The organism is Kytococcus sedentarius, assembly GCF_041937525.1.
Lineage (GTDB): Bacteria > Actinomycetota > Actinomycetes > Actinomycetales > Dermatophilaceae > Kytococcus > Kytococcus sedentarius_A.
Map to the genome: position 1 here is coordinate 2,237,829 of NZ_CP169391.1, position 12,862 is coordinate 2,250,690.

The 12,862-nt window shown below is 72.1% G+C and carries 12 protein-coding genes; 6 read left to right on the plus strand and 6 right to left on the minus strand.

Translation table 11 applies throughout. The features are described 5' to 3' along the window. Window positions 1–38: 38 nt before the first annotated feature. Together ftsH and folE are read left to right on the plus strand one after the other, a co-directional pair. Window positions 39–2,141: an ATP-dependent zinc metalloprotease FtsH gene (gene ftsH, locus ACEY2A_RS10490; protein WP_374928524.1), complete on the plus strand. Its 2,103-nt coding sequence runs from the start codon at window positions 39–41 to the stop codon at window positions 2,139–2,141. Beyond that, a complete protein-coding gene (gene folE / locus ACEY2A_RS10495) occupies window positions 2,141–2,698 on the plus strand; it encodes a GTP cyclohydrolase I FolE (RefSeq protein WP_374928525.1) in 558 nt (185 codons plus the stop codon). The genes ftsH and folE overlap by 1 nt, the downstream gene beginning before the upstream one ends. A 6-nt stretch (window positions 2,699–2,704) precedes the next feature. Here the strand turns inward: folE and ACEY2A_RS10500 are convergent, their stop codons facing one another. From ACEY2A_RS10500 to ACEY2A_RS10515, 4 genes are read right to left on the minus strand one after another with little or no spacing between them, the layout of a single operon-like run. After that, on the minus strand, window positions 2,705–3,790 hold the full coding sequence (locus tag ACEY2A_RS10500; RefSeq protein WP_374928526.1) for an AMP-binding protein: 1,086 nt from the start codon (window positions 3,788–3,790) through the stop codon (window positions 2,705–2,707). Further along, the gene (locus tag ACEY2A_RS10505) at window positions 3,787–4,983 is read right to left on the minus strand and encodes an MFS transporter (RefSeq protein ID WP_374928527.1); all 1,197 of its coding nucleotides are present in this window, start codon (window positions 4,981–4,983) and stop codon (window positions 3,787–3,789) included. The genes ACEY2A_RS10500 and ACEY2A_RS10505 overlap by 4 nt, the downstream gene beginning before the upstream one ends. Then, window positions 4,973–6,157, minus strand: a complete 1,185-nt coding sequence (locus ACEY2A_RS10510; protein ID WP_374928528.1) for a hypothetical protein — start codon at window positions 6,155–6,157, stop codon at window positions 4,973–4,975. Before ACEY2A_RS10510 ends, ACEY2A_RS10505 begins: the two co-directional genes overlap by 11 nt. Then, window positions 6,148–7,479 (minus strand): hypothetical protein, encoded by a 1,332-nt coding sequence (locus ACEY2A_RS10515; protein WP_374928529.1) that lies wholly within the window; start codon window positions 7,477–7,479, stop codon window positions 6,148–6,150. Before ACEY2A_RS10515 ends, ACEY2A_RS10510 begins: the two co-directional genes overlap by 10 nt. A gap of 198 nt (window positions 7,480–7,677) precedes the next feature. Here ACEY2A_RS10515 and folP point away from each other — a divergent pair, with 198 nt between their 5' ends. The 3 genes from folP to ACEY2A_RS10530 are packed head-to-tail and all read left to right on the plus strand — an operon-like array spanning window position 7,678 to window position 10,185. After that, window positions 7,678–8,586: a dihydropteroate synthase gene (gene folP / locus ACEY2A_RS10520; protein WP_374928530.1), complete on the plus strand. Its 909-nt coding sequence runs from the start codon at window positions 7,678–7,680 to the stop codon at window positions 8,584–8,586. A 25-nt stretch (window positions 8,587–8,611) separates the two neighbouring features. Then, window positions 8,612–9,523 (plus strand): 2-amino-4-hydroxy-6-hydroxymethyldihydropteridine diphosphokinase, encoded by a 912-nt coding sequence (gene folK / locus ACEY2A_RS10525; protein WP_374928531.1) that lies wholly within the window; start codon window positions 8,612–8,614, stop codon window positions 9,521–9,523. Continuing rightward, entirely contained in the window at window positions 9,520–10,185 is a 666-nt protein-coding gene (locus ACEY2A_RS10530; protein WP_374928532.1) for a DUF3180 family protein, read from the plus strand. Before folK ends, ACEY2A_RS10530 begins: the two co-directional genes overlap by 4 nt. A gap of 35 nt (window positions 10,186–10,220) precedes the next feature. Here ACEY2A_RS10530 and ACEY2A_RS10535 read toward each other — a convergent pair whose 3' ends face one another. After that, complete coding sequence (locus tag ACEY2A_RS10535; protein WP_374928533.1) at window positions 10,221–11,336, minus strand: DMT family transporter; 1,116 nt, start codon at window positions 11,334–11,336, stop codon at window positions 10,221–10,223. A 112-nt stretch (window positions 11,337–11,448) separates the two neighbouring features. On the opposite strand from ACEY2A_RS10535, the gene ACEY2A_RS10540 reads away from it, so the two are divergent. Then, entirely contained in the window at window positions 11,449–11,994 is a 546-nt protein-coding gene (locus ACEY2A_RS10540; RefSeq protein WP_374928534.1) for a CGNR zinc finger domain-containing protein, read from the plus strand. 85 nt (window positions 11,995–12,079) lie between these two features. On the opposite strand, the gene ACEY2A_RS10545 is transcribed toward ACEY2A_RS10540, so the two are convergent. Then, window positions 12,080–12,847: an NUDIX domain-containing protein gene (locus ACEY2A_RS10545; protein WP_374928535.1), complete on the minus strand. Its 768-nt coding sequence runs from the start codon at window positions 12,845–12,847 to the stop codon at window positions 12,080–12,082. Window positions 12,848–12,862 lie beyond the last annotated feature (15 nt).

Sequence of the window (12,862 nt, forward strand, 5' to 3'; positions counted from 1 at the left end):
TCGGCAGGACGAGACGCGGGGTCGCTCCCCGCACGAGGATGGCAATGAAGAAGATGTGGCGTAGGCCGATGTTCTGGATCTTCCTGATCATCGGTGCGGCTCTGATCTGGTTCGGGCTCAGCGGCGACGACGGGTTCGAGCGCGTGGACACCTCGGCCGCGCTGGAGCAGATCGAGGCCGACAAGGTGGAGTCGGCCAAGGTGACGCCCGACCGCGTGGACCTGACCCTCAAGGAGGGCCAGGAGTACAGCGGCAGCGGGGTGGAGAACGCCCGTCAGATCCAGGCCTTCTACGTGGACGCCCGCGGCGAGGACGTCGTCGCGGCCCTGAACGAGCACAAGCCGGAGAAGGGCTTCACGGACGACCCGGAGAAGACCAACTGGTTCGTCGGGCTGCTGATGACGCTGCTGCCCTTCCTGCTGCTCATCGCCCTGTTCCTGCTGATCCTGCCGCAGATGGGTGGCGGCTCGCGGATCATGCAGTTCGGCAAGTCCAAGGCCAAGCTGGCCAACAAGGACATGCCGCAGGTGACCTTCAGCGACGTCGCCGGTGCCGACGAGGTGGTCGAGGAGCTCGAGGAGATCAAGGAGTTCCTCACCGAGCCCACCAAGTTCCAGCAGGTGGGTGCGAAGGTGCCCAAGGGCGTGCTGCTCTACGGCCCGCCCGGAACCGGTAAGACCCTGCTGGCCCGCGCCGTGGCCGGTGAGGCCGGGGTGCCCTTCTACTCCATCTCCGGTTCGGACTTCGTGGAGATGTTCGTGGGTGTGGGTGCCTCCCGTGTGCGCGACCTGTTCGAGCAGGCCAAGGCGAACGCGCCCGCCATCATCTTCATGGACGAGATCGATGCGGTGGGCCGTCACCGTGGCGCCGGCATGGGCGGGGGTCACGACGAGCGTGAGCAGACCCTGAACCAGCTGCTGGTGGAGATGGACGGCTTCGACGGCGCGACCAACGTCATCCTCATTGCCGCCACCAACCGGCCTGACGTGCTGGACCCGGCCCTGCTGCGTCCCGGCCGCTTCGACCGTCAGGTCGCCGTGGAGGCCCCGGACATGAAGGGCCGCCACGACATCCTCAAGGTGCACGCCCGCGGCAAGCCGATGGCGTCCGACGTGGACCTGCTGGCCGTCGCCCGCCGTACCCCGGGCATGAGCGGTGCCGACCTGGCGAACGTGCTCAACGAGGCCGCCCTGCTGACGGCGCGCTCCAACGCGCAGCTCATCGACAGCCGGGCGCTGGACGAGGCGATCGACCGCGTGATGGCCGGTCCGCAGAAGCGCACCCGTGTGATGAACGAGAAGGAGCGCAAGGTCACCGCGTACCACGAGGGTGGTCACGCCCTGGTGGCCGCGGCCATGAACCACACGGCTCCGGTCAGCAAGATCACCATCCTGCCGCGCGGCCGTGCGCTGGGCTACACGATGGTGATGCCGCTGGACGACAAGTACTCCACCACCCGCAACGAGCTGCTCGACCAGCTGGCCTACGCCCTGGGCGGGCGCGTGGCGGAGGAGATCATCTACCACGACCCCTCGACGGGCGCCTCGAACGACATCGAGAAGGCCACCGACATCGCGCGGAAGATGGTCACCCAGTTCGGCATGAGCGACAAGATCGGTGCCGTGAAGCTGGGCGACTCCGGTGGCGAGCCGTTCATGGGCCGCGACATGGGCCACGGGCGCGAGTACTCCGAGCGTCTGGCCAGCGTGGTGGACGAGGAGGTCCGCCAGCTCATCGAGGCCGCGCACGACGAGGCGTGGGCCGCGCTGAACGAGAACCGTGAGCTGCTGGACAACCTGGTGCTGGAGCTCCTGGAGAAGGAGACGCTGAACGCCGAGCGGCTCGCCGAGATCTTCGCGCCCATCCGCAAGCGTCCGGTGCGTGCCACCTGGCTCTCCAGCGAGGGGCGCCCCGTCTCGCAGCAGCCGCCCATCCTCACCGAGGCGGAGAAGGCCGCGGTGGCCCGGGGCGACATCTCCGGTCCGCTGGACCAGCTGCCGGTGGACGAGCGTCCGGTCTCGCCGAGCCACGGCGCCGGGGACCCGGGCAGCACCGCCGGCCCGGGCGACGACCACGGTCAGCCGCCGTCGCCGGGCTCGAGCCCGAGCGGGTGGGGGCCGGCGGGCTCGCGGGACTCCTGATGGACCACAAGCGTGCCGAGGCGGCGGTCCGGGAGCTGCTCCTGGCCGTGGGTGAGGACCCCGACCGTGACGGCCTGCTGGACACCCCTGCCCGGGTGGCCCGCTCGTATGCGGAGCTCACGGCCGGGCTGCGCCAGGACCCCTCGGAGATCCTGGGCACCACCTTCGCCATCGACCACGACGAGATGGTGATGGTGCGCGACATCGAGATGTACTCCCTGTGCGAGCACCACCTGCTGCCCTTCCACGGGGTCGCCCACGTGGGCTACACGCCGCAGGACGGCCGGGTGGTGGGGCTGTCGAAGCTCGCCCGCCTGGTGGAGATGTACTCCCGGCGTCCGCAGGTCCAGGAGCGCCTCACCACCCAGGTGGCCAACGCCCTGGTGGACCACCTCCGCCCCGGCGGGGTCATCGTGGTGGTGGAGGCCGAGCACCTGTGCATGACCATGCGGGGAGTGCGCAAGCCGGGCGCACGCACCGTGACCTCCGCGGTGCGAGGGCAGTTCACCGACCAGGCCACCCGGGCCGAGGCCCTCAGCCTGCTGCGCCACGGCTGAAGGGCGTCAGTCGCGCTCGTTCTCGAAGTAGCGCGTCTTTCCGCTGTTGCCCAGCGTGGCGCCGTCCAACGGCTCCGCACGCAGGGGGGCCACCACGCCGTGGTCCAGCAGGTGGCCCATCTTCGGGTGCACCGTCCGCAGGATCTGGACGGCGCGGGCCCAGGCGTCCTGGTCCTGCGCGAGCGTGGTCGAGCGCACCAGCAGCTCGTCGCGCCCGTCTGCGGACCGTCGCAGCACGACGGTGAAGTCGTCGCCGGGGAGGCCCAGCTCATCGCGCACCTGCGGGAAGCGCGACTGGTCCACCTTCTCGGCCCCGAACAGGAAGAGCTTGCCGAGACGGCCGTGGAGCGCGAACCGGGCGGAGGTGTCCCCACAGGGGCAGGGACCGGGGACCCACGCGGCCCGGTCGCCCACCTCCTGGCGCACCACGGGGTGCAGCCGGCGGGCCCGGTTGGTCACCAGCAGGCTCCCGATGCCCTGGTCGTCCGGCTCGGCGATCTCCACCTCCTGGTACCCCTCGTGCACGTGGAAGGTCCCCGGAGGGCACGCTTCGCACTGGTACCCCACCGAGCCGACCTCGCTGGTCTGGAAGACCTGCCGGAAGGTGAGCTCCTGCGTGCACACGGACTGCAGTCGGTCCGCGTCGGCCGGCAGCATGGGCTCACCGCCGGTCACACAGAGGCGGACCGAGTCCAGGCGGCGCCCCGTCTCCAGGCAGTGGGACACCACCGGGTGGAGGTTGCTGGGCATGACCAGCAGCACCGTGGCCTCGAACTGGTCGAGCATGGTGAGGATGGCCTCGGCGTCCAGGCCCACGCCGATCGGCAGGACTCGGGCCCCGGTCTCCTGGGCCGCCAGGTAGACGGTGAACTCGGAGGTCATCAGCCCCGGCACCCCCCAGACTGCGACCGTGTCGTCGGGGCCGATGCCGGCGGCGCGATAGCCCTGCCCGTGCCAGGCGCAGTTCACGAGCATCTCGTCCATGGCCAGCTCCGTGACCGCCGGGCGGCCGGTGGTGCCGCCGGAGGTGAACAGGATCCGCGCCTGTGCGCGCCGCTCGTCGCGGTCGCCGACGTGGTGGGGCAGCATCATCGGGCCTCCTGGGGTGAGGGGGATGGGCGGGTGGCGGCGATGAGCGCCAGGCCGAGGGCCAGCACGACCTCGGAGGCGGCCATGCCGAAGAACACGGGCTGGGTGCCGACGCGGGCCGCCAGGGCGGCCGCGACCACGCCGAGAGCCGCACCACCGGCGCCCGCGCTGAACTGCATGACACTGAAGACGAAGGGCTGGTGCGCGCTGTCGATGTGCTCCTGGACCGCGGCCTCCACGATCACGAGCGTGACGGCGCCCATGATGCCCAGGCCGAAGAAGGCCACGGCCGAGACGGGCAGCCACGGGGACCAGGTGAACAGGGCGAACAACACGCCGTCGGCCAGGACCAGCCAGGTGACGGTCTGCGTGGACAGGTCGGCGTAGCGTCGGCGCGCGACCCACCCGCCGAGGATGCCGCCGAGGCCGCTGACGGCCAGGAAGTACCCGCCCACGTTCACGGCGCTGCCGAACTGCTCCACCAGGAACGGGAAGACCAGGGGCGCTTCGGACTCCAGGATCACCCCCACGAGGCAGTAGAGCACCACGGCGTGGAACACGGGGCGGTGGCCGCGCAGGTGGCGCCAGCTGCTGGCGCCGCTGACGGAGTCGTCCTCGTCCTCCCGGGGAGCGGCGGGCGCGCCCGTGATCCGGAGCATCACCACCAGGGCGGCGACCAGGAGGGTGCCCAGGGCCAGGAAGGACCCGGAGGCGCCCAGGGCCGCGAACGCGAGCCCACCCACGGCGGGGCCCAGCACCACCGTGGTGCTGATCACCATGCCCTTGGTGCCGAGGTACTCGCCCCGCTCCTCGGCGGTGATGGTCCCCGCATCGAGGGTCATCTTCAGTGCCATGGTGAGCTGGTGGCCCAGGCTGTTCACCGCCGCGAGCGCGATGAGGGTGGGCAGGGTGGTCCACGAGGCGGCGAGCACGAGGAAGGTCAGCACGCGCACCGCGGTGACCGTCACGAGCAGTGAGCGCGAGCTGTACCGCTTGACCAGGCGTCCGATCCACAGGGCCACAGCCAGTGCGGGCAGGGCGATGGCCACTCCCAGGTAGCCGATCGCCGCAGGGGTGCGCGACTGTTCGTACACCGCGGCGATGAGCACGGTGTAGGCGGCGAATCCGGTCAGTCGGAGCAGGAACTCCGTGACGAGCAGGGGGAGGTGGCGCCCGACCAGGGGGCTACCGGGCATGGGGCTCGCTCCACCCGACCAGTGCCCCGGTGGCCGCGTTCACCACGCTGGACGAGGCGCTGCACCTCACCAGGCAGCCGCTCCAGCCGTCGCCGATGCGGAAGTCACCGAGCACGTAGGCCGCCTCGAAGCTCTCGGAGTGATCCAGCTGACGGAAGCGGGCCGTGGCGACCTCGACGGGGCGCTGCCGGATCCAGGTGTCCAGGCCCTGGTCCCACGCAGCCATGTCCTGGGGAAGGGGGTCCTGTCGCAGGTCCACCACGCCCTGCCCGGCGAAGTCCGTGGCGCGCTTGACGAACCATTCACGGTCCTCGCCCGTGCGCAGGTCCGCCAGGACGGTGTCGTCCACGACCTCGGTGGCCGGGACGTACTGGCGCACCAGTTCGAGGACCTCGGGACCCACGGTGTCGGCGTGCGCGGGGTCCTGCAGGAGCCCGAGCCAGGCCTTGGAGCCCAGGATCTCGCCGGAGAAGTCGCTGATGACGTGACCCGCCCGGGCGTAGAGGGTGTCGACGTAGTCGGGGTCGTCCGGTACGTCCTGGGCCACGAAGATCCGGTAGACCACGTCACCGGCCGTGACCTCGAGCGCCGAGTCCTCGTCCACGGACTCCACCGGCAGCCCGGTCTCGGCCCGCAGGACCGTCGTGAGGGTCGCGAGGTCGAACACGCCGTAGTCGCTCCACTTGGCGAAGTCCGCCAGGAGCACCCGCTCGAAGGGACCCGCGGGGTGCTCGCGGACGAGGCGGGCCAGGAGCTCGTAGGGCCCGGGTGTGCCTTCGGGCAGACCGCCGGAGAGGCGCAGGATCTCGAAGGCCTCACCACCGCCCACGGAGGAGCCGGCATTGAGCTCGCAGAGCCACAGGCGCCCCTCGGGGGTGGGCAGCAGGTCCATGCGCAGCAGGGGGATCTCGGCCTCGACGTCCTCCAGGATGGCGGCGCGCTGGGCGACGTAGTCGGGGATGCCCAGCAACCGCATCGTCGTCTCGGTGCCCTGGGAGTCCAGCAGCTTCCGCAGGATCCGTCGCTGGGCGGCCATGATCTGCTCCACGGCCCGTTCCGCGCCCGCGAGGGCCTCGGTGTCGAGGGGCTGCAGGGTCGACAGCAGCGAGATCCTGCCGGCCTGCGGCAGGAACTCCCGGATGACCCTCTCCTGGGCCTGCACACTCAGTTCCACGGCACGTCCCTCTCCAGGAGCACCACGTTCTCACGGCCTCCGTTGCCGACGTTGAACACCGGGTCGCTGTGGGAGCGCCCCACGAGTCCCGCGAACTCCCCGTGGATGACGAAGGCGTCCACACCGAAGTACTCGTCGCGCTGGCCACCGTCCTCGTCCGGGACGGTGCGACGGGGTGGGGGTACCTGCTCCTGCCAGATCCACAGCCCGTCGGAGGTGGAGGTCGCGGTGAGGAAGTCGGTGAGCTCCTCCTCCGTGCCCAGGAGGTGCACTCCCTCGCCACGGGTCAGGTTGGTCGGCTTGGCCACGAGGGGCAGGGGGAGCCCCTCCGGGGGCTGGCCGCCGTCCATCATCACCGTCCGGGGGTAGTAGTTCTGCACCAGGGCGACCTCGTCCTGCGTCAGTCCGATGAGCTCCTGGACTGCCGGGTCCTGGATGGCGGCGAGGGACGACTTGGACTCGATGACGTACATGGAGACCAGGCTGTTCAACAGATCGCAGTGCGGACCCTCGACGGCGTTGAGCCACGGGCGGAGGCCGGGATCGGTGGGGTCGAGCTGCATCGGGGGCAGCTTGCAGTACATGAGCCCGATGGGTGTGCCGTCCAGGGTCGGGGGCGTCGAGGGGTCGGGGCACTCGATCTCGCGGATGTCGGCGCTGACCACGCCGGTGATGTGGGTGAGGTGGGTGGGATCCATCTCCTGGAAGACCCGCAGCAGGGTGGGCACCTCGTTCTGGTGGGCCCCCCGGTCGTGGAGGACGGCCAGCACGCCGGAACGCCCCGCGCGGCTCATCATGCGGTCGACGGTCCGCAGGAAGTACTCGGGCTCGAGTACCCCCGAGGGCCGGGGGAACTCCAGGCCGTACTGGGCCACGATCGCCTCCCGCCAGGCGCGCTGCAGCATGCCGCAGTGGATGACCCCGCCCGGGCAGGCGGAGTTGTTCTCCAGCAGGCGGGCGCCGGTGGGGGTGACGATCGTGTCGAAGCGCAGCAGATTGATGTGGGGGAGGTGCCGGTGCTCGGTGGCCATGGCCCCGAACCAGTGCGACAGAGCGCCGAAGTAGGGGGCCATCGGGCCGAGGTCACCGCCGTCGAGCAGGCGCTCGCTGAAGCGGGCGGCGCAGCGCTCGAGGATCGAGACGATCCGTACGGAGTCGGCCGCCAGCTGCTCACCCACCTCCGTGTCGACGAGGGTGGGGTAGGCGGAGAAGCGGAAGCTCTCCCCCTCGAAGGTCAGGCCACGTCCTTCCAGGCTCTGGCGCACAGCCTGGGAGAGGGGTGCCATGGCGGGGCCGAGCAGGGCGTCGAGGGGTGCATTCACCTGCGGGGCGTGAGGGGCCCGAGTCGTCATCTGCGGGGCTCGAATCTGTCGGTCCGGTGGAACCGGAGGGTGGCGGGGCCCGCCGGCGGCGGACGCGTGATGCTAACAATGTGAGCAATGTCTCCCCTGGAGTTCGGCCGGGGGTGGTGGGAGTTCGTGCCTGCGGCCCGGGCCTGGGCCAGTGCATAGAGTCGGGGCATGGTCGGCACCCAGACGCAGTCCTCCCCTGGCCCCAGTGCCCGGGGGCTCCCGACCGACCCCGACGGCCTGCCGCTGGTGATGGGGATCGTCAACGTCACCCCCGACTCGTTCAGCGACGGCGGGCGGTGGGCCGATGCGGGAGCAGCCCGGGCGCACGCGGAGCACCTGGTGGACGCTGGCGCGCAGATCCTGGACGTGGGGGGTGAGTCCACCCGTCCGGGCAGCGACCGGGTACCCGAGGAGGAGGAGCTGCGGCGCGTGCTTCCCGTGGTCCGGGACCTCGCCGGGGCCGGGTGGTGCGTCTCGGTGGACACCACCCGCGCACGCGTGGCCGCCGCGACCCTGGAGGCCGGCGCCACCCTCATCAACGATGTCTCCGGCGGCCTGGCCGACCCGGACATGTTCGGCGTGGTGGCCGATGCGGGGGCGCCCTACGTGCTGATGCACTGGCGCGGCCACTCGCAGGACATGTACGGCCCGGCGCACTACGACGACGTCGCCGGGGAGGTGCTGGCCGAGCTGGGCGAGCAGCTCGACCGTGCCGTGACCGCAGGGGTGGCGGTGGAGCAGGTGGTGCTGGACCCCGGGTTCGGCTTCGCGAAGACCGCCGCGCACAACTGGGTGCTGATGGGGGAGATCGACCGCTTCGTGGCCGGCGCGAGGGAGCTGGGGTGCGCCTCCCTCATCGGCGTCTCGCGGAAGGGCTTCCTGGGGCAGGTGCGTCAAGCGGTCGCGGGAGAGGGCGACCCGGTGCCGGCGGGTGAGCGGGACGTGGCCACGGCCACCACGTCCCTGCTGAGTGCGCAGGCGGGGGCCTGGTCGGTGCGGGTGCACGACGTGCAGGGCACCGTCGACGCGCTGGGGGTGCTCCGCCATGCCCGGCGGGCGGCGGGCGGGAGTGTCTGACGTGGTGATCCAGACTCCCGGACCCGTGATCCGGCTGGAGGGTGTCCGTGCCCGCGGGCACCACGGGGTGTTCGAGCACGAGCGCCGCGACGGCCAGGACTTCGTGGTGGACCTCGTGGCCCAGCTGCCGGTGGGTGCTGGGGGCGATGACGAGATCACCGCCACCCTGCACTATGGCGAGGCGGCCGAGGCGCTCGTGGAGGTGCTCACCGGCGAGCCCGTGGACCTGCTGGAGACCCTCGCCGAGCGCCTCCTCGATGCGGTGGAGCGCCTCCCCGGGGGCAGCGCCTGCCCCCGCCTGGAGGTCACCGTGCACAAGCCCGGGGCGCCCATCACGGTGCCCTTCACCGACGTGTCCGTCACCGCGGTGCGTGAGCGCCGGGTGCCCGCCGTGGTGGCCCTGGGTGCCAACCTGGGTGACGCCGCCGGCACCCTCGCCGCCGCCGTGGGTGAGCTGGGCGGCCAGCCCGGAGTGGATCTGGTGGGCCTCTCGCCGTTGGTCCAGAGCGACCCGGTGGGTGGCGTGGAGCAGCCGGTCTACCTCAACGCCGTGGCGCTGGTGGAGACCACGCTGACCGCACCCGAGCTGTTGGCGGCGCTCCACCGCATCGAGGCCCGGCACGGGCGCACGCGGGAGGTCCGATGGGGTGCGCGCACCCTGGATCTCGACCTCATCCAGCACGGCGACCCGCGCGCGGGCACCGAGGTGCGGTGCTCCCCCGAGGGGGAGGGTGCGGTGGGTGACCCGCCGGCCGGTCTGCACCTGCCGCACCCACGGGCCACCGAGCGGGCGTTCGTGCTGTCCCCGTGGGCGGCCGTGGACCCCGCTGCAGTGCTGGACGGGCGTCCGGTCGCTCAACGGGCGGCCGAGCTGGATCAGGGGGGCCTGCGTCCGGGACCGCCCTGGCCGCCGTTGACGACAGGAGGACGAGCATGAGCCGCGACCAGCAGCTCCCGGACGCCGGCGATGGTCAGGACGCACCGGCCGGCGGTCCCGGTGCGCGGTACCCCGACGGGCAGGACCCCCGCTCCGGCGGCCCGGGCACGCGCCCCGGGCAGCTCGCGCTCGCCCTCCTCGTGGCCGGGGTGGTCGGCTGGGCCGCGTCCAGCTGGTGGCTCGGCCAGGGCAATGCGGTGCCGGTGCGGGCGGTGCTGGGCATGGTTCTCGATGTGGTCTTCAGCCTGACCCTGCTGGGGGCGGCGCTGTGGGTGTGGCGGACCTCCCGGGCACGGGGGCGGGGTGTCAGCGCGCGGGAGGAGCGCATCCGGCATCGCGCCCCCTCGCCGCAGACGGCGCGCGTCATCGTGGTGGCTGCCATCGCAGCCGCCTGGGCCGGCGCGGTGCTGGCCGGTGCCTTCTCCGGCCTGTTCGTGGCCGCGCTGCCCAATGCCGACGTGCCCAGCGTGCGCGAGGACGTGGTGCGCACCGGCATCCAGGTGGGCACCTTCGGCCTGTTGGCGGTGTCCGGTCAGGTCAGTCAGTGGCTGTGCCGGGTGCCGCCCGAGGAGGGGGACGATGAGGGTGGAGGGCCCCGCCGGCAGCCCTCCCCGGGGCGGTCGACGCCGGCGCTCGGGCGCACCCGCGACGAGCGGGCCTGAGCGGGAGTTCCCCGGCCCGGCCCCCGACGCCGCCCTCAGGCGGTGGGCGCGGGCTCGGACTCCCGGGCCTCCGGCGCGCCCTGCGTGTTCCGACCCCTGCGCGCCGGTGTGGCCCCGGTGGTCGCGGCCTCGCGCTCCGCGCGCCGGACGGCCGCGCGCAGCTCCCGGGCCTCCTGCAGGCGCACCAGGACGATGCCGCCCAGCACCACGGCTCCGCCCAGCAGCTGCACGGGTCCGAGGTGCTGCTCCAGCAGGAGCCAGCCGAACAGTGCGGTGAAGAGCACCTCGGTGAGCCCCACGAAGGACGCGACGGTGGCGCCCAGGCGGCGCGTCGCCATCGTGCCCGTGCCGTAGGCGACACCCGCGGTGAGCAGGCCCATGAGTGCCAGGCCCACCCACCAGGGGATCGCCAGCGACCCGATGGCGGACGGTGCGGTGGAGGTCGACAGCGAGAGCAGACCCAGGGCGCCGGCGGTCAGCAGGGTCACGCCGCCCACGAGCATGCCGAGCCCCGCCACGGCCACCCCGGGCACGTCCTTGTGCACCGAGCTGCCGGCGATGAAGTAGGTGGCCAGCCCGACCGCTGCGGCCAGGGCCCACAGGACGCCGAGGGGGTCCAGGCCGGTGCTCTCGAGGTCGAGCACCAGCACCAGGCCGCCCACCGCGACGGCCATGCCGGCCAGAGTGAGCGGTGCCGGCGGACGCCCGGTGCGAGCCCACACGATCAGGACCACCAGCACCACGCCCATGTACTCCAGCAGCAGTGCGACGGCGGCAGGGATGCGGGTGACCGCCTGGAAGTAGCAGAACTGCGCACCCGCCACGGCCAGGACGCCGAAGGCGAGGATGGGCCACTTCTGCTGCATCACCAGGCCCCACTTGCCCCGCAGGAGCACGAGCGTGGCCGGGGTGAGCAGCAGGGCGCCGAAGAGCACGCGCCCGATGGTGACGGCGGCGGGTGACCACCCGGCATCCATGAGGGGCTTGCCCAGCGGGCCGGAGAGCCCGAAGGCCATGGCGGACAGGAGCGCCAGCACCAGGCCACCTCCGCTCCCGGGGGTGGTGGACAGGCCCCGGCGGGCGAACCGCGTGCGGGTGCGGCGGAGCGCCCCCATGGTGGGGGAGACAGCGTTGGTGGTCGTGGTCGCCACGGGGGATCCCTCCTCGGGTGGTCGGAGATTCAGCGTCATGGGTGTCAGGTTTTGTAGACCCTGATGACGAATGTGCGCGTGACACTACGGTGCGTTAGGGTCACGGGTCAACATGGCTTTCACTCATGACACCGACGTGGCCCTGATGGCCGCGAGTGCCCTGGTCAACACCTCCCCGGGTCCGCATGCCGAGGAGGGTCTGCCGGACCCCGAGGCCCTGCGCGACTTCGAGGAGGAGTGGCAGTGGACCGGCCGGTTCGACGGCACCGCCGAGGAGCTCGCGGAGGTGCACGCCCTGCGTGACCGCTTGCGGACCTTCTGGCACATCGGCTCCACCGAGGCGGTCGGGTTGGTCAACGACCTGCTGCGGGAACACGACGCCCTGCCCCAGCTGGTCCGCCACCACGACTACGGGTGGCACTTCCACGCCGCGCCGCCGGACGCCGCCCTCGCCGCGCGCATGGCCGTGGAGGCGGTGATGGCGATGGCGGACGTGCTCCGCGCCGACGAGTGGGACCGGCTGGCCGTGTGTGGCGCGCAGGGGTGCGATGGGGTGCTCGTGGACCTCACGCGCAATCGGTCGCGTCGCTTCTGCGGCACCACCTGTGGCAACCGCGAGGCCGCTGCCCGCTACCGGGAGCGGCTCCGCGAGGGGTGAGTCACCCCATCGGGGAGGGGCGGGGCAATGTGTTCGATGGGGTGAGTCGTCCGATGGGGTGAGTCACCCCATCGCCACCGGGATCTCAGGGGAGCTCGGGCTCGCCGCCGGACAGGTAGCCGGTGGAGCGCCGCGTGGCGGTCCCGTCCCACACCTGCGCCAGGTGGCGCGCCACGTACGGCGCGGCGTGCTCCGCGACCTCCTCGGGGGTGCACCAGTGCAGGGCGGCGATCTCCGAGGGCTGCAGGGTGGTCCGCTCCAGGAGGTCGGGGTGCTCGCCGAGGTCGAACACGCACAGCAGGGCGTCGGACCAGCCCCGATAGGGCGGCAGCCAGTTCACGCTGAGCAGCCTCTGCGGGCTGAGGCTGACGCCGAGCTCCTCCTGCACCTCGCGCGCCACCGTCTGCAGTGGCCCCTCACCGGGGTCGACCACCCCGCCGGGCAGGTCCCACTCGGCCTTGTAGGTCAGCTCGCACAGCAACACGTGCCCCCGGCCATCGGTGATGACCCCTTGTGCGATCACCCGCTTGACCGGCAGTGCGCTGTCCAGGACGCCCAGTCGGCCCTCGCGGGAGAGTCGCGGTGGGTCGGTGGCGAGGCGGGAGGTGAGCAGGCGGTCGCCGTGCGGGGAGTCGCCGACGAAGGCGCGCAGCGTGCCCTCGGTGCGCAACCCGGCGCGCATGGTGAGCCGGCGCAGGTCGCGGCGCGAGGGGTCCAGGAGCACCTCCACCCGGCGGGCGCCGGCGGCCAGTTCGGCGTCGACTGCCTCCATGAGGACCGACGGCTCCACCGGCGTCTCGAGCTCCGTACGCCGGACCCCGTCGTGGGGCGTCTGCCAGTCCCAGGTGATCACCCCCTGAGCGTTGCA

Excerpts from the sequence above, each read along its gene's own strand:
- ftsH (WP_374928524.1), top strand. The coding sequence starts at position 39 with ATGGCAATGAAGAAGATGTGGCGTAGGCCGATGTTCTGGATCTTCCTG.
- folE (WP_374928525.1), top strand. The coding sequence starts at position 2,141 with ATGGACCACAAGCGTGCCGAGGCGGCGGTCCGGGAGCTGCTCCTGGCC.
- ACEY2A_RS10500 (WP_374928526.1), bottom strand. The coding sequence starts at position 3,790 with ATGATGCTGCCCCACCACGTCGGCGACCGCGACGAGCGGCGCGCACAG.
- ACEY2A_RS10505 (WP_374928527.1), bottom strand. The coding sequence starts at position 4,983 with ATGCCCGGTAGCCCCCTGGTCGGGCGCCACCTCCCCCTGCTCGTCACG.
- folP (WP_374928530.1), top strand. The coding sequence starts at position 7,678 with ATGGTCGGCACCCAGACGCAGTCCTCCCCTGGCCCCAGTGCCCGGGGG.
- ACEY2A_RS10530 (WP_374928532.1), top strand. The coding sequence starts at position 9,520 with ATGAGCCGCGACCAGCAGCTCCCGGACGCCGGCGATGGTCAGGACGCA.
- ACEY2A_RS10540 (WP_374928534.1), top strand. The coding sequence starts at position 11,449 with ATGGCTTTCACTCATGACACCGACGTGGCCCTGATGGCCGCGAGTGCC.